This window comes from Paenibacillus polymyxa M1 (assembly GCF_000237325.1).
Classification (GTDB): Bacteria; Bacillota; Bacilli; order Paenibacillales; family Paenibacillaceae; genus Paenibacillus; species Paenibacillus polymyxa_C.
Genome location: NC_017542.1, coordinates 3,000,589 through 3,017,341 on the forward strand (window position 1 = coordinate 3,000,589; position 16,753 = coordinate 3,017,341).

A 16,753-nucleotide genomic window follows, 5' to 3' on the forward strand; every position below is an offset into this window, starting at 1 on the left:
ATATGGATGCTGTATTCCTGCTGGAGTGGGATCATTTTCATAAATCGTTTAATCAAAATTAGTTAACATAATATATATTGTGTTAACTCCTTGTTCTCATGATCACTTTTTCATCAAATTGATGAAGTCAGCCTTGACTTCAACACCTGTCTGATTGTATATTATGGATATATCTTCAATTAAGGGAGAGATTTTAATGTCGGTGAACGTTCTTAACTAAGCAATTGCATATTCAGGGAAAACCATCAGGCGCTTGTACCCTTCAGGGACAAGTTTGTTTGTTGCTGATCTTTTACCCTGGTATTAGTTAAGAACATGCGGATATCATAAATCGCCTTAGGGATTATTTTCATTTAGGCCTTATTCCGTGCTGTGTTCAGCACGGTTTTTTTGTTCCAGCTTTGTGAACTCTTTTTACACGTTTTTCTATTCATAAGCCAATTAACTGATATGTTGGTTGGCCTGTGGTTTAAAACGCAGAATTGGTGAGTTCACATGCTGGATTATAGGCTTATTTGATGATACATTTCCTCTTCCTTAAAGGGCGGAGAATGAACGTTTTGTTCATTCTCCGCCCTTTTTTTGTTTTCCAGAAAAGTTTTGAAAAAATCCTGTCAATACACATCTAAAGGAGAGATTTATTCATGAACGAAACTACAATGCTGCGTTTGGAATATGATCAGATTAAAACAAGAGTATCTGAATGTGCTTTTTCATACCTGGGTAAGCATCATGCCGCTTCCATGCAACCAATTACAGATATCCGTACAATCAAAATTCGTCTTAACGAAACGAGCGAAGCTTTACAGCTCATTCGCCACGGAGCTAGCGTACCCGTTCCTTCATTGGAAGGAATGGAGCACATTCTGCACCTCTTGGGAACCGGCTATATGTTCAGCGAGCGTGATTTTTCTCATTTGGCCCAATTCATCAGAAGCTGCATGCAGCTGATGAAATATATGCATGCCAAGGCGGATGCAGCTCCAACCGTCAGTGCTTATGCCTCTTCCATGTATGGTATGGAGTCACTCCTATCCGAAATCGAGAGATGCATTTATTCGGGTCGAGTGACGGATAACGCCAGTAAAGAGCTAGCTAAAATTCGCAAAAAAATTGCAGTTACTGAAGAACGTATCAAGAGGAAATTAGACTCTCTCACCAGCCGTCATCGATCCATCATGCAAGAAAATATGATCAGTCAGCGCAATGGCCGTTATGTACTTCCGATCAAAAAGGAATTCCGCAAACAGGTGAAAGGCAATGTACTGGATGAATCGGGAAGCGGTCAAACGGTCTATGTTGAACCTGCAGAGATCGTAAATCTACAATTCGAACAAAGCGCAAACATGGCAGAGGAATCAAAAGAGGAAATGAAAGTGCTGGGAGATCTGACCGCAATGGCTGAGTCATACAACCGGGAACTAAGCATTAATACAGAGACGGTAGGCATACTGGATTTTTTATTGGCTAAAGCTAAATACGCCATGACCCTGGATGCTGTTTCTGTCGAGCTTAACGATGAGGGGATTATAGATATCCATGGTGCACGTCACCCATTGATGGCGAATACTATGGTGCCGCTTGATTTCTCAATTGGTGAGGGTTATTCCTCGCTTATTATTACCGGACCGAATACAGGCGGAAAAACGATGGCTCTCAAAAGCGTCGGTCTGTTAACACTCATGGTGCAATCCGGCCTGCTGGTACCTGTTTTGCAAGGCAGCCGCATGGCTGTATTCGAGGACATTGTGGTAGACATCGGGGATGGCCAAAGTATTGAACATGCTTTGAGCACCTTTTCTGCACATATTCGCAACATGATTGGCATTTTGGAAACGGCAGGCAGCTCTACTCTGATCCTGATCGATGAAATGGCTTCTGGTACTGATCCGGGAGAAGGCGTAGGCCTATCTATCGCACTGCTGGAAGAATTTCATCGTCGACGGACGACAGTAGTGGCTACCACCCACTTTAGCGAAATCAAGCATTTTGCTGAAAACACACCGGGATTTCAAAATGCTCGTATGGAGTTTGATACCGAAACGTTGCAACCCTTGTACCGACTTCGCATCGGTGAGGCTGGGGAAAGCTATGCATATGCAATTGCTTTGAAGCTAGGCATGTGGACTCGCATTATCGAACGTTCGGAGGCCATTTCTGCTGGAAGAACGTCTCAGAATACACAGAAGTCTTTGGTTATTCCCCCTTCTTTTGACGATAAAAGGCCTGATGATGTATGTAAACCTGCCTCTAAAAAAGCATCTACAGACCATACAGTCGCAAAACAGGAAAAACAAGAGAACCCACTCATAACCAGGTCGTTTGCTCTTGGAGATAGTGTTTATGTCGGCTACCTAGATCGAACTGGTATTGTTTGCAAAACGGAGGATGAACGAGGCAATGTTGGAGTTTTGATTCAAGGACAAAAGCTGATCATAAACAAAAAGAGGCTCGTTCTTCACATCGCAGCAACAGAATTGTACCCAGACGATTATGATTTGGATATTGTTTTAGAAACAAAGGAAAATCGAAAAAAACGAAAGCTTCTAGCGCGCAAGCATGTTCAGGGGCTAATCATTGAATCTCCTCCGGAAAATGAAAAGTAAGCGTACGTGCATATTCTTCATTGAAAAATAAGTTGCTTCGGAATGTTATACGCAACAAATAAACATAATATTTATTATGTAAACTAGATGAATACAAAAGAGCATGTCTTAAGCTTAAAGACACGCTCTTTTGCTTTTATTTTATCTCATACTTCAAGATGGTGTGATTGCATGTAGTTGTATATAGCACCTATCAAATTCGCTTCATTGCCTAATTTACTTTGCTCAATATCTGCACGCACAAAATTTAAGATTGAATGCAAATAAAGCTTCTCTAGCTCTTCCTTAATAGTAACAACCAGCAAAGGATTGGCAGATATGCCTCCCCCAATCACAAACTTTTCAGGGTCAAGAATTGCTTGTAGGTTAATAATTTGTGTTGCGATGTTCCTACAGTATTCTCGAAAAATCTTTTGTACCGTGTGATCACCTTCTTCAATGAGCTTGAATACTTTTTCACCTGTAATAGAATCTGCTGGAAGTCCTTTAGCCTTGGCAACCGTTTTAGCTAAAACAGAACTACTACCCTGCATACCAAGCAGATAATCCACATTGTCTGCATGCTCGTTGTTAGTTCTGATGAAGGAGAATTCCCCAGCCGATAAATGATGGCCTTTCAGCAATTTACCTTGAGAGATGATTCCACCGCCCATCCCTGTTCCAACAACCAAAACAACACCATCAGCGATCCCCTGTAGTGAGCCGCGCCATACTTCTCCAAGAGCAGCACACTTTCCATCATTTTCAATGGCTACGGGTAAATGGAACGCTTTCTTAAAAACTTCAATCATATTGATATCGTTTATATACCTTAATGAACCCCCATGCACCATATGACCAGTGATCGAGTCCACAATACCTGGCATGCTGACGGCTATACCTTCACATTCATCTATAAACTGACTGTGAATTTGCTTCAAAGCTATAAGCAGATTCTCTAGTGAATCTAACGGTGTAGCAACTTTGCCCTTTGTCATAAATTCACCTTGAGAATATAAACTGAATTTAATAAAAGAGCCGCCAATATCAAAAACCAGTATTTTATTTTTCATGCTGCGTATAGTCCCTTCATTCGGTAGTGTGGAATCTGGAGGTCTATCTTCATAAACGATAATTAATATTAGTGCTTTTGTAAATCCATCATTTTCTTTATCGTTAACAATACACCGTTTTCTTCATTGGATTTGGTAATAAAACTTGCTGCATTTTTAGTATTCTCACAAGCATTTTTTACAGCAAAACTGTATTTGGCAATACTCATAAGCTCCACATCATTTTCACCATCTCCAAAAGACATGGTTTCATCCATAGTAACGCCCAATATCTCTTGAAGTTTTCTTACCGTCTCCCCTTTATGAGTATGAAGGGCTGTAATATCCAGCCAATTTGCTTCAGAATCGACAATATAAATTTGATCTAGCAGCGTTTTTTCAACATGTTTTCTTAATAAGGAACTTCTCCCGGATGGATCGTAAACCGTTATTTTAAGAAAGTTGCTGTTTATTTGATCAAATGAATCAATCTTTAGCACTTCCTTGTAGGAGCCCTTCACAATTTTGTAATATTCTTCTTGAATATGAGAGTGAACATAAGCTCCTTCTGTTGTACATGCTATGATAATAAAATCCTTAGCAAAAGCTTCAATTTGATTGATCGCTTGTAATGCTAAATTACGTTCAATTGTAAACTCTTTTACAACGACTCCATCCTTTTTAATGCGAGTCGCGCTGTCCCCTAAAATCCAGATCCCTTTTCCATGTTCACCAAACAATTCTTCTACTCTTTCACATTGCTTACCTGTACAAGCAACAAAGGAGATATTATTTTCTTGCATTTCTTCATACACTTGATTGAATAATTCAATATCAAACGTGCCACTATTGTTCAGAAAAGTACCATCCAAATCACTTACTACCAGTTTAAACATAAATAAGCCTCCCTTAGTTGTTTGATACACTTATTGTCAGTTCATACTTACGGTTTTTTATGTTCATTCCAGGGATCAACATCAAAGTCTCTATTAAAATTCTCAAACTTACGTGCTGCAAGCTTTTGAACAAAAGAAGAATGAGCCAAACTACTGATTATGAAATACGTAATGCATAAAACGGTAACGCATAAGACTCCTTCAATCCCCACATTGTCGCACTCCCTTCTGTCGTATCTGCAACTTTTATACAACATCTAATCCATTTAAACAGCTCGATACAGTTCCAGTCCACTTCATAAAAGATTTAATTAAAGATGTTAATAAAGAGAGTAAAAAAAGCACCTTTATTAAGTGATTATAAAACTACTCAAAAAAATCATCGATGGAGCGGTAAGGTTTTACATCCATAGGCTGTCTTGATAATGCTAAGCACCAGTAAGTACCACACCATATAACTAAACATAAAAAAATAAGTGAGATCATAGAGTGCTCTCCTTTCTCTTTTAGGGTATACATTTACTTTAGCTGATGAAACGCGTTTCAAGTCAAGTTGTAATTTGTCTTAACCCTTCAAAATTCTCTTTCTCAGTATACGATTCACTTGTTCTGAACTGAGTAGCATAAAAAGAAGGAAAACAAGGACTGCAACCGGAAAAAAATGAATACTTACCTGAGATGCTATCAGCCCAACAATGGGCGGGAGTAATGTTGTGCCTGTATAAGCAACTGCCATCTGATAACCCATGAGTTTGGCGGAGTTTTCCTTACCGAACCGTGTTGGCGTTTCATGAAGAAGTCCAGGATAAATCGGTGCAAGCCCTAATCCAATAAGGATAAAACCGGGCAATAAAAAGGCAACAGGCAACGGAAATAGCAAAATGAGTCCACCTGCAACAGCAGTAAGTTGGCCAATCCGGATTAGGATACGATTATTTATTTTTAAAGTTACAAACCCCGTAATCAGCCTGCCTACCGTGATTCCACCGTAGTACAAAGATACCCAACCAGCAGCAGTTTCAGCTGGGATGTTTCTAGCCCCTACCAAAAAGCTGGCTCCCCATAAACCTACCGTTGCCTCTACACCACAATAAAACAAAAAAGCAACGAGCGTGTTCTTAACTCCTTTCATTCGAATTAGATTTTGTTTGGGTGTGTTCTCAACTTGTGCTATATTGTGATCCATCTGTGAGTAGTCTGATTGAGCTTCAGAAATAATCGAATCTTGTATCGCGTTTACACGTTTCCATAATGGCAGTGTAATAAGCAAAATAATAACAAGTCCCCACTGAATCATGGATACGGCTGTATAGCCACTTCTCCATGAATTGTAGTTCGAAATGTAGAAAGACATAATGATTGGTCCCATCGTAGCTCCAACACCCCAAAAACAATGCAGCCAGCTCATATGATGTGCCTTATAATGAGTAGCCACATATTGATTGAGTGCTGCATCTACAGCTCCCCCGCCGAGGCCAAGAGGAATTGCTAAGAGTACGAGCCAGAACAATGAAGGTGCAAAAGAAAACCCGAGTAAAGCTCCTGCAGTCAAAAAGCAGCTCATTAGAGTAATCTTGCCTGTACCTATTTTTTCAATGATAGTTCCACTGGCTAGACTTGATACAATGGTTCCGCCTGCAACGACCATGGATACTATTCCGGCTGACCCAAAATCAGCCCCGAGTTCCGGCCACATCACAGGCCATGCTGCCCCAAACAGGGAATCCGGGATTCCCAAGCTAATAAACGCTAGATAAATAATAATCAGAAACCAGGTTGCCATCATGTTTCTCCTCCTCTGCTCAAACGATAGATGTCATTATCTAAAAACAATAATAGGACGTTCTAATTCTTTTAGGGTTAACTCTCTCAACCCTGTTTTAAAATCCTCATAAAATAAATCGGAGAGAACAATGTCAGGATACAAAGGCATCTCATGCTTAGCTTTGTAGGTTTCCAAAAAACGAAAGAAAGAGTCTTCTTCTATATTCTCTCTATAGACTACAATTTGATCAGGATCAAATATAGATTGTAATGTTTGAATTATTTCACATATACTATTGAAAAAAACTTCTCTTCCCTTGCTTTCATCCCACACTATAGACGGGAGGAATTTGATTTCACCAGCCAATCCATGTTTGCCCTTTAAAACTCCATTGCGTAAATAAATCCCCATCCCTGGTGGAGAATTTTCAGGAAAATAGATAGCTAGCACACATTGATCTTCATCTAACTGTTCTCTGTAAACGTATCCACACACAGCGGCATTTACATCATTCTCCACCATAACGGGCAAACCAAATTTGCTCTGCACATCCTCTGCTAACCGGATTCCATTCAACCTTTCATGACTGCTGACTGTAATCTCTCCATCAACCGATTGTCCCGGGATTCCAATACCAATAACCTTAATAGAAGGATAAAGTGAAATGATGCCTTGAATCGTGGAATAAAATTGTGCATCATCAAAAATTTGAAAGGGGTGTTCTTCTTTCATGAGAGCGTCCTCGTTTAAATTAACGACCGTGGTTGATACTACATCCGTTCCTTGTTTTTCATTAATATGTATAATCAGTGCCAGACTATACTCATAATTAAAACGATAGGTTAAGGCATGTCTACCACCGTTGGAAGGCACAATCTCATCTTCAAAAATCTCTCCATTATTAAGCAATTCCTGCATAAGCGTATTGATAGTCACCACACTTAAATCAGTCAATGCGGCCAGTTGGGGCTTTGTGGCCTTGCTGATCTGCTTTAATACTTTGCGAACCAGATTCAAATTTATTTCTTTAATTAAATTTGTATTAGCTTTTTCCATATCGGTGCTCCTTCTTTTACAAAATTAGTGGGATCACTTTATAAAGATGCTTTACGAAGTAGTCCCACTAATTTTGTAGCAAAATATTACCTTTGTCAAGACCAGAGTATGCTGGGCATTAAATAAACAAAGCTGTAAAAATCAAGACAAAGCTTATGATAAAGATTACAAGTTCATAATATTAAGAACATAGTATCATGGATTTAATTTACAAGTCAGGTTCAATTATTTTCTATCCGGTTTACGTAATAATAATTATGTAAACTAACTCTAGATAAACTATATAATATAATCGTGGAATATAATTACAATCCCGTTATGGGTATCTGAATATCCAGCTTATCCATCGCTTTTTCCTTTTCCCGATCAGTGACATGTGTATATACAGTGGTGGTCTGGATGGATGAATGCCCCAGCAGCTCCTGTACTGTACGCAGATCTGCTCCCTTGCGCAATAGCATCGTGGCAAATGTATGTCTTAGCTTATGGCTGGAATAAGCCTCCCGACGCTCTAAGCCCTTATCTTGCTGGAATCGTTCGAACGTTTCTGTAGCAATCTGTTGGATAGAGCGCACGGCCAGACGGCGACCTTTTTGGGATATGAACATCGCGTCTTCCTTACCTCTCCACGGCGTCAATCTTTCCTCCAATGCATGCTCTACAAAATCACATACAGCCGCTGGCACTGGCAGGGTGCGCCACTTACGTCCTTTACCGAACACATCTAAGGTGCGTCTTTCTCGGCTGTAATCTGAGACATTCAAAGAATGAATCTCCCCCACCCGTAATCCCATGTAAACCATAAGTAGAAAGATAGCCATATTACGATTTGCATACTTACCTTCCACCGCAAGCAAAAACGGCTGAATATCCTTCTCATCCAGATAGACAGGCATACGATTCTTTTCAGTCTTTGCTTTTTTGATTCCCGCAGCCGGATTCGTGCTGCATAACTCAAATTCTTGTAATGCTCTAAAAAAACTGTTCACCGCTGCATGCTTCCGGTTCCGCGTACTATCTCCGGCGCCTCCTTCCCGCGCTTTAGACAAATACGACATCACATGAATCTTTTTCACCTGGTCAAGTGGTTTATCACGCAATGTACGTAAAAACTGTTTTACATCCCCTGTGTAATTTTTTTGCGTATGTATCGTATACCCCGCATCCTTCATCCAAATCAAAAAAGCTTCCAGCTCTTCAGTATACACTTCATCAATTTCTTCTGTCGTATCTAGCTCCATATGTCGCAAATCTTTTTTCATCCCGCTTGCCTCCATTCAGTTCAAATTCCAAAATATGCTGTAAAACGATCATCTTCGTCTGATTTTTATCGACAATCCAATCGACATCTTATGCAGGAGAGCATATAAAAGTCGTTTTAAATCTAAACTGCGTATAATTTATATTATACGCAGTTTTTTTGAGCACTTTTTAAGTATAAATAAAGCGTGTCCCTCTTGTCCAGCCTATGTACTTACCCTTTTTTGCTCATCCGATTATACATCAGCACGTACTGGCCTTTGTGACGGCAGATTCCTGCTGGACGCCTACATGCCCTATCATTTAAACTATTAGAAATTAATTTTTGAAAGTACGGGATTACAGCGAAAGCATGAGGCTCCATCACCCCATCTTACAATGTAATACAAGCATCACTTTCTGCCAGCTGTAATCCCGTTTATTATTACATAATAATTATTATGTAAACTAAGAGCGGAGGATGAATGTATGATTAACAAATTGTACTGGTTACCGGTCGGTCAGCTTGATATTGATCGCTCCTCACTCAACCATCATGCACAGCCTGGTGAACTGGTGCGCCTGCAAATCTGGTCGTATCTGTTGGAGACAGATCACGGTCCGATTCTCATTGACACCGGTATGCCGGATTCGTTTATCAACAATCCAGATTATTTTAAAAATACACCGTTTGAAGGGCGCTTCATTCCCCATATGTCAGCCGATGATAGTATCGTAGCTGTACTGGATCGGATTGGCTATCAACCAGACGATATCCATGCCATCGTAATCTCTCATATGCATATGGATCATGCCGGAGGCAATCCGCATTTTCCGAAGACACCGATTTATGTGCAGCAGACCGAAGCAGACGCTGCGATCGGTAATCTGGAGTATGCGCCGCCGGAATGCGTGCAGACGAACTTGAATTACCGACTGCTCCAAGGGGACCATGAGCTGGTTCCGGGCTTGCAACTGCTCTATACTCCGGGTCATTCGCCGGGTCATCAGTCCGCGCTGGTCACAACAAAGGAATCGGGTCCGGTCATGCTGACGATTGATGTTGCCTACACGCAGGAGAATTACGCAAACGACGTGCCGTTTGACGGCTTTGACCGTGAACAGGCACGCCAGTCAATCGCCCGCGTTCAGCAGATTGTGCAGGAGGTTAAGCCGAACCTATTGTTCTTCGGTCATAATCCTGAGCAGGTAGCCGTTCAGCCGGTATATCCACAGTACAAATAATGATAAATGTTATAGCCTCTTATTTTTTTCTTTTCATTAGGTAGTTGTAACGACTTCGACATTTAGGGCTGCAAAATTTGGTCACCTGAGATCGCTGATATGGAATAAACAAAGATTGCATTGAATAACCTTTGCTGTTCTCGTTGCTCCTCTCCATAGCTTCCAGCAAACTGATAAGTGATTGCATAAACATGAAGCTAATGTCCCTAATCTCCTGTTATCGCCAGCATAAGGAAGTATATCTAAGAACTCAGGGGGTGAGCAGCTGTCGACGCGGTATGGATGATGAGGATAAGTATTTTGCTATCTCATTCTGTTTTCCCTTGATCATCCAGCACGATATACTTAAAGAAGTCGAAAGGCAACCTTATATTCAGTCTATGCTTATTTCTAAAATGTAGATTTATTCATGACAAAGGGAGTGTTCATTTACTTATGAGTACCGAAATGCTGGAACGTCGAAGTGAGATTTTAAAACGAAACATCCATCAGTTGCTGGTTCAGGAAAATCAACACGGCGTGACACGGCAGGAAAATTACACGTTGCATAAAATGATCAGAGAGCTGCATCAAACCTCTCATGCCTTGAATACTTCCCGTTGAGATGAAAGGCTGCTACATCAAACAAAAAATAACCTTCAGCTCCACTTCTTTAGTGGTGTTGAAGGTTATTTTTTATGTTATCCTTTTGAGCGACTCAAAAGATATAAGAAGTATGGCGCACCTATGATGGCAACAATTAATCCTGTCGGAATTTCTTTCTGTAAAGGTAAGGCTCGTGTGATCGTATCCGCTACAAGTACCAGGAGTGCTCCGACTAAAGCACAGGTTACCAGCAGCATTTTATGCTTCGGACCCACTAGCTTTCTTGCCAAATGTGGAGCTACCAAACCGACAAAACCGATCCCGCCACTAACCGACACACTTGAACTGGCTAGTCCAACTGCAGCCGCGAGGAGAAGAATGCGTTCCTTTTCGATAGGTGTACCTAACCCGGATGCCGTCTGATCCCCCAAATTAAGCACATTCATTACGTTTGCTTTATAGTATGCGAAGGGAAGCAATACAATTATCCAAGGCAGCAGAGCCATTACGAATTTCCAGTTTGAACCCCATATGCTTCCTGCTAACCAATTAGCTACAAACGTGTAGCTTTCAGGTGTCAACTTAAGAGTCATAATGATCATGGCAGCACTGATGCCCGCCGCTACCCCAATTCCGCTCAGCAATAGCCTTGTCGGAGAAATGCCTTCGCCTTTTTTGTAAGAAAGAGCATAGATCAGAATAGCAGTCGCTCCCGATCCAATTAGTGCAAGAGCGGGTAGTAAAAATAATGAATTCATAGTTTGCATAGATGGGAAAAGTAGTACAAACAACATCACCATCAGCCCGGCGCCTGCATTAATCCCCAGAATACCAGGGTCTGCTAGACTGTTGCGTGATACCCCCTGCATAATACAACCGGAAACAGCCAAACCTGCACCGATCAGAATGGCAATAATCATTCGCGGTAACCGAAATTCAAAGAGAATTAATTCCTGCTGTGGAGTCCCTTGTCCGAACAAGGTTCTAAAAAGCTCCATTGGCGAAAGTCGGATCGTTCCCGTGTTCGCGCTCACAGTGAATGCAGCAATGAGCAATACAAGCAAAATGATAACAACCATCCAATCATGGATTTTTTTACGGTGACTTGCTTTGGCAATAGCCCCATTCGTAACGTTACTCATCTTACAGTGCCCTCCTTTCTTTACGTGCTAGGTAAAGGAAGAATGGAACACCAATTAAGGCAATAAGTACACCCACTGGTGTTTCCTCAGGTGCATTAATCATACGGGCCGCCAGATCGGCAAACACGATCAGTAAAGCTCCCATAATAGCCGAACAAGGAATAATCCAGCGATAATCGACCCCAACCAGTTTGCGCGTGATATGGGGAATAATCAACCCTACGAACCCTATAGAACCAACCAACGATACCGCAACACCCGCCAGGATTAATACGAGAATCATACCGGCGACCTTTACCATCCCAGTTCGCTGACCAAGGCTCAACGCAATTTCGTCTCCTAGACTAAGTAACGTAATGGAGCGTGATAACATGAGGGCACCGATAAAAGCTGCCACAACCCATGGAACGACAATGCCTAGCTGAACCCACTTGGTCCCACTAAGTCCTCCAGCATACCAAAAGGCCAAATCCTGTCCAACATTAAAGTATAAACTGATCGTATCTCCTAAGGCAGACAGCAATGCCGTGACAGCTGCACCCGCCAATACAAGGCGAACTGGCGTAATACCTGATTTGGATATAGCGCTTGTACCATAGACCAACATAACCGCCAAGGCTGCACCCACAAAAGAATACAACATTAACTGCAAAAAGGAAGTACCCGGAAAAAGAGCAAAGCAAATCGCCATCGTCAAGCTGGCGCCCGAATTCAGCCCAAGCAAGCCAGAGTCCGCAAGCGGATTGCGGGTCATCCCCTGCATAATGGCCCCTGCTACGGCGAAACAAACTCCGATTAACACACCACCCAGAATCCGAGGTAGACGGATTTCCCATATAATTTGATGGTTTTGCAGCTCAGGATTAAAATGAAAGACGGCGTTCCAGACCTCCTCCAGTTTGATTGAGGCTGCACCAAATGATAAAGACAGAGCGATACCGAATGCTAACAGTGCTAATCCGGCTGTCAGGATAAGCGAAGCCGCCCATGGCCGCGAGTGAAATTGAGTCGGCGGCTGATTACGATTGCTTTGAGCAGAGCTATCCGAAGATTCTGATAATTTCATAACTATGGTTCACCCTTACTGTTAAATAGTATGTAGGCTATCACGAAAACCTGTAGTGAAGATAATATTTGATAATGAGAATTATTATCATGCAATCTTTACTATTGTAAATTAATGCGGCAACAGCTTCAATAGCAAAATTTCGACGATTTTCTTATGTTCAGCTGTTTGTGAAAAATAAAGCCCTCTGGCAAAAATACCAAAGGGCTGCCAACATTACCGAAACAACTACTTCTGTGAGACGTTCTCTTTATTCCGCTGGACGATCATATCTGCCAATTCTTCAGCTTGCCCCGCAATAGCGAGGATCGAAGTACCAGTATCGATCCTCCTGAAGCTCAAAAACCTTCCCATTCCGGACCGCACTCAGTGATTTCCATATGCTGTCTCCTTCATAACCGCTCAAATCCTTATTAACCGTCAGGAAAATATAAGAGCCAGCATATTGATTAATAACTTCCTTGGAAATTGACTTCCATTGCGTCTCGCCTAATAGTTCTTTTTGGACTTGTGGTGGAGGTGTCAAATTCAATCCTCTATAAACCGCCTGTCCGCCTCTGCCGAAATTATCACCGTATACATAGTATTCTTTTTCCGTGGCTTCCATTACCGTGAAAGTATCCCCGGCTTGAACAATTCGTTTTAATTTGTCACGTGCAGCTTGCAATCGCTGATCATATTGGGCAAGCCACGTTTTGCTTCCTGCTCTTTTCCCAGTAGCTCACCAAAAGCTGTCAGTTCTTCATGTACATTCTTGTACGTTCCATAAGGAATGACTATAGACGGAGCAATTTTATTATATTTTTCATATTCAGAAGTATCTTTAGAACCAATCAGAATCATATCCGGCTGTAAAGCCAATACTTTTTCAATAGATACACTGCCACGGTCTCCAATGCTTTCAATGCCTTGTACAAGATCCTTCGAAAACGGATTATCCAGATAATACTTAACACTTCCCACAGGTTTAATTCCTAGTGCTAATAAATCATTCTGGTACATATCTACTACAATCCGCTGAGGGTGAACCGGAATCTTAATATCTCCATGAATTGTCTTGACTGTTTTCGTTGCAGCTGACTTTGATTCACCAGAAGCTTGATTCTGCTTTTCGTCTGGCTGATTTCCCCTTCCACCACAGGCGCTAAGAAAAACAATGACTGACAAAAAAAGCATCGTCACCATCCACATTTTCTTTGTCAAAATCATTCATTCCTCTCTCTATTTACGATGTTGCAGTTGACTCTTACGTTCCATATTGAGCTTGGTGCAGGCGGCTATATGCACCTTTTACGGCCATTAATTCTTCATGTTTTCCTTGCTCGGCAATCCCTTGATCTGCAACTACAATAATACGATCAGCATTTTTGATCGTTGCCAGACGATGTGCAATCACGAGTGTCGTGCGACCCTGTGATAGCTCTGTCAAGGCCTGCTGAATTGCAGCTTCTGTCTCTGTATCCAATGCTGATGTAGCTTCATCCAAAATAAGAATTGGCGGATTTTTCAGAAACATCCGGGCAATTGATAAACGTTGCTTTTGACCACCGGACAGCTTTACGCCTCGCTCACCGATCATCGTATCCAGACCCTCTGGGTAGGATCGAACAAGTTCTTCAATCTGAGCTCGACGAGCAGCATCCCAAATTTCATTTTCTGAAGCATCAAGTTTGCCGTAAGCGATATTCTCACGAATCGATCCATCAAAGAGGAATACATCCTGCTGTACGATACCAATCATGGATCGCAGCGAATCCAGCTTCATTTCGCGGATATCCATACCATCAATCGTAATACTGCCTTCCTCGACATCATAGAAGCGAGGCAGCAAGCTGCAAAGTGTCGTTTTGCCTGCACCTGAAGGGCCTACAAGAGCTACGGTTTCTCCCGCATGTATGGATAGGTCCACTCTATGCAAGACCTTGTCTTTATTTTCATAGCCAAACGTTACACCTTCAAATTGAATATCTCCCTTGAGATGCTTAACGGTCTTCGCGCCTGGCAGATCCTCTACGTCGGATTCACTTTCCAACAAGTCCAGGTAACGTCGGAAACCGGCAATTCCTTTGGGATACGTTTCAATGACAGAATTAATTTGTTTGATGGGTGCGAGGAATACATTGGACAGCATTACAAATGCGATAAATTCCCCATATGACATCTGTCCCTCAATAACAAACCATGTTCCGCATACAAGCACAAACAATGAGACCAGTTTCATCAGAATAAAGCTAATTGAAGAATTCCACGCCATAATGCGATAAGCAATCAGCTTTGTTTTACGAAACCGTCCATTATTTTCAGCAAAACGCTCCATTTCATGGGCTTCGTTGGAGAACGCTTGAACAACGCGAATACCGCTAACGTTATTTTCAATCCGGGCGTTGTAATCTGCAATATCAGAAAACATACGATGGAAAGCAGCATTCATTTTGCGACTAAAATACAATGACAGGTAAATCATTAGTGGAACGATAATAAATGTCAGCACAGCCAGCTTCCAGTTAATACTGAGCATAATACCGAAAGCCCCGCCCAGAGTCATCAGCGCGATGAACAAATCCTCAGGTCCATGGTGGGCAATTTCTCCGATATCCATCAGATCGTTGGTCATACGGGAGACCAGATGGCCTGTTTTGTTATTATCAAAAAAGCGAAAGGATTGCTTTTGTACGCGATCAAACAGCTTTTTGCGCATGTCCGATTCAATGTTAATTCCCAGCTTGTGTCCCCAATACGTAACGACGTAATTCAATCCGGCACTTACAACATAAATCGCAAGTAGAGCCAGACAGGCAAATAAAATCCATTTCCAGTTTCCGCTGGGTAGCAAATCATCAACCACCCGATTAACAGCAAGCGGAAAAGCCAACTCCAGCAGTGCAGCTAGTATAGCGCAAGTAAAATCAATGATAAATAACGTCCGATAAGGACGGTAATACTCAAAAAATCGTTTAAGCATATGACTTCTCCCTTCCTATTCAAATGAACTGGTTATGTAGGATCGACGGAAAGCATCTTAATAGCCTCATCCAGTGATTGATCGATAGCCAGTGGTGAGTAGGTAAACCAAGGATCGGCCTTGATGAAATACATTTTGTGGTTTTTGACAGCCGGGAGATTTTTCCACAGTGCACTTTGCTCAATTTGCTTAAGCATTCCGTCCTTGCTCGCTTCATCATAAACCAGCATAATAATTCGGTCTCCTGACAGTTCAGGTAGCTTTTCCATTGAAATAACATCATAAACATAATTAAATCTCGGGTCCTTTGCGAGCTTCTGACGTATGTACTCTGGAGGATTCAATTCCAGTGAACGGTAGATGACATGTCCTACATTTCGCGCCCCGTACACTCTTAGCACGTCCTTACCGTAGGTCATATAAATGGTAATCGTTTCATCCTTTTTGAATTTTCCAGCCAGCTTCTTTCGACCTTCTTCAGCCTTTTTGTCGAAACTAGCGATCCATTGCTCGGCTTCCTTGTCCTTACCCAGCACGGCTGCGACATCTCGAAGTTGCTTAAATACATCCCCATCTCCAAACGAAACGGCTACAGTTGGAGCAATTTTCTCCAGCTGCTCTTTTACTTCTGGCGGGGTATCTTCTGTTGCTATGATCAGGTCAGGTTGTAGCTCCAGTACCTTTTCCACATTCGTCGGGTTTCCGATATCAGCAATCCCGTCAATCTTTCCTTTCAAATAGTCGCCTTCTAACACATGAGAAGCAACCCCTACTGGCTTAACACCTAAAGCCAGCATTGCATCCAAATATTGTGTCGTGACGACTCGCTGTGGATTTGCAGGGATACTGACCTTTTTGCCAGTGGCATCAACATATTCACGCATAGCAACCGATTGGGATTGCCCGTTAAGAGCATCCGTTCCGCTCTTTTCATTGGTCTGGTTGTTACTAGCTGCGTTTCCGCATGCAGCCAATACAACCATCAAAAAAACGCCAAGACCAAGCATGATTCCCCATTTTAAGCTGTACTTTTGTTGCACAATATACGTCCTCCCTAGATATATGTCTTTATAAAATGATAGTGATTCTCATTATCATACAATTGTTATTCTATCTTTTACCATCCTTTCTTACAATACAAAAATTAAAAACTTCCATTT

At 41.8% G+C, this 16,753-nt stretch carries 12 protein-coding genes and 1 pseudogene; 3 read left to right on the forward strand and 10 right to left on the reverse strand.

Annotation, left to right across the window (positions count from 1 at the left end):
- Nucleotides 1–644 precede the first annotated feature (644 nt).
- Nucleotides 645–2,606 (forward strand): endonuclease MutS2, encoded by a 1,962-nt coding sequence (locus PPM_RS13215; RefSeq protein WP_013371393.1) that lies wholly within the window; start codon nt 645–647, stop codon nt 2,604–2,606.
- Between the two features lie 146 nt (nt 2,607–2,752).
- Here the strand turns inward: PPM_RS13215 and PPM_RS13220 are convergent, their stop codons facing one another.
- From PPM_RS13220 to PPM_RS13240, 5 genes are all read right to left on the reverse strand, one after another.
- Nucleotides 2,753–3,658: an ROK family protein gene (locus PPM_RS13220; protein ID WP_013371394.1), complete on the reverse strand. Its 906-nt coding sequence runs from the start codon at nt 3,656–3,658 to the stop codon at nt 2,753–2,755.
- Nucleotides 3,659–3,726: 68 nt separating this feature from the next.
- Entirely contained in the window at nt 3,727–4,533 is an 807-nt protein-coding gene (locus tag PPM_RS13225) for an HAD-IIB family hydrolase (protein WP_013371395.1), read from the reverse strand.
- 565 nt (nt 4,534–5,098) lie between these two features.
- Nucleotides 5,099–6,319: an MFS transporter gene (locus PPM_RS13230; RefSeq protein ID WP_013371397.1), complete on the reverse strand. Its 1,221-nt coding sequence runs from the start codon at nt 6,317–6,319 to the stop codon at nt 5,099–5,101.
- A gap of 33 nt (nt 6,320–6,352) precedes the next feature.
- The gene (locus PPM_RS13235; RefSeq protein WP_013371398.1) at nt 6,353–7,354 is read right to left on the reverse strand and encodes an ROK family protein; all 1,002 of its coding nucleotides are present in this window, start codon (nt 7,352–7,354) and stop codon (nt 6,353–6,355) included.
- A 305-nt stretch (nt 7,355–7,659) separates the two neighbouring features.
- Nucleotides 7,660–8,616, reverse strand: a complete 957-nt coding sequence (locus PPM_RS13240) for a tyrosine-type recombinase/integrase (protein WP_013371399.1) — start codon at nt 8,614–8,616, stop codon at nt 7,660–7,662.
- Between the two features lie 466 nt (nt 8,617–9,082).
- On the opposite strand from PPM_RS13240, the gene aiiA reads away from it, so the two are divergent.
- Together aiiA and PPM_RS29635 are read left to right on the forward strand one after the other, a co-directional pair.
- The gene (gene aiiA, locus PPM_RS13245; protein ID WP_013371400.1) at nt 9,083–9,838 is read left to right on the forward strand and encodes a quorum-quenching N-acyl homoserine lactonase AiiA; all 756 of its coding nucleotides are present in this window, start codon (nt 9,083–9,085) and stop codon (nt 9,836–9,838) included.
- 435 nt (nt 9,839–10,273) lie between these two features.
- Nucleotides 10,274–10,441: a hypothetical protein gene (locus tag PPM_RS29635; protein ID WP_007432475.1), complete on the forward strand. Its 168-nt coding sequence runs from the start codon at nt 10,274–10,276 to the stop codon at nt 10,439–10,441.
- 77 nt (nt 10,442–10,518) lie between these two features.
- Here PPM_RS29635 and PPM_RS13250 read toward each other — a convergent pair whose 3' ends face one another.
- The 5 genes and pseudogenes from PPM_RS13250 to PPM_RS13270 all read right to left on the reverse strand — a co-directional run bounded on the left by PPM_RS13250 (nt 10,519) and on the right by PPM_RS13270 (nt 16,633).
- Complete coding sequence (locus PPM_RS13250; protein ID WP_013371402.1) at nt 10,519–11,565, reverse strand: FecCD family ABC transporter permease; 1,047 nt, start codon at nt 11,563–11,565, stop codon at nt 10,519–10,521.
- 1 nt (nt 11,566) lies between these two features.
- Entirely contained in the window at nt 11,567–12,631 is a 1,065-nt protein-coding gene (locus PPM_RS13255) for a FecCD family ABC transporter permease (protein ID WP_013371403.1), read from the reverse strand.
- Nucleotides 12,632–12,914: 283 nt separating this feature from the next.
- Nucleotides 12,915–13,840 (reverse strand): annotated as a pseudogene (locus PPM_RS30640) (ABC transporter substrate-binding protein).
- A 37-nt stretch (nt 13,841–13,877) separates the two neighbouring features.
- Entirely contained in the window at nt 13,878–15,593 is a 1,716-nt protein-coding gene (locus PPM_RS13265; RefSeq protein WP_013371404.1) for an ABC transporter ATP-binding protein, read from the reverse strand.
- Nucleotides 15,594–15,625: 32 nt separating this feature from the next.
- A complete protein-coding gene (locus tag PPM_RS13270; protein ID WP_013371405.1) occupies nt 15,626–16,633 on the reverse strand; it encodes an ABC transporter substrate-binding protein in 1,008 nt (335 codons plus the stop codon).
- Between the last annotated feature and the right edge of the window lie 120 nt (nt 16,634–16,753).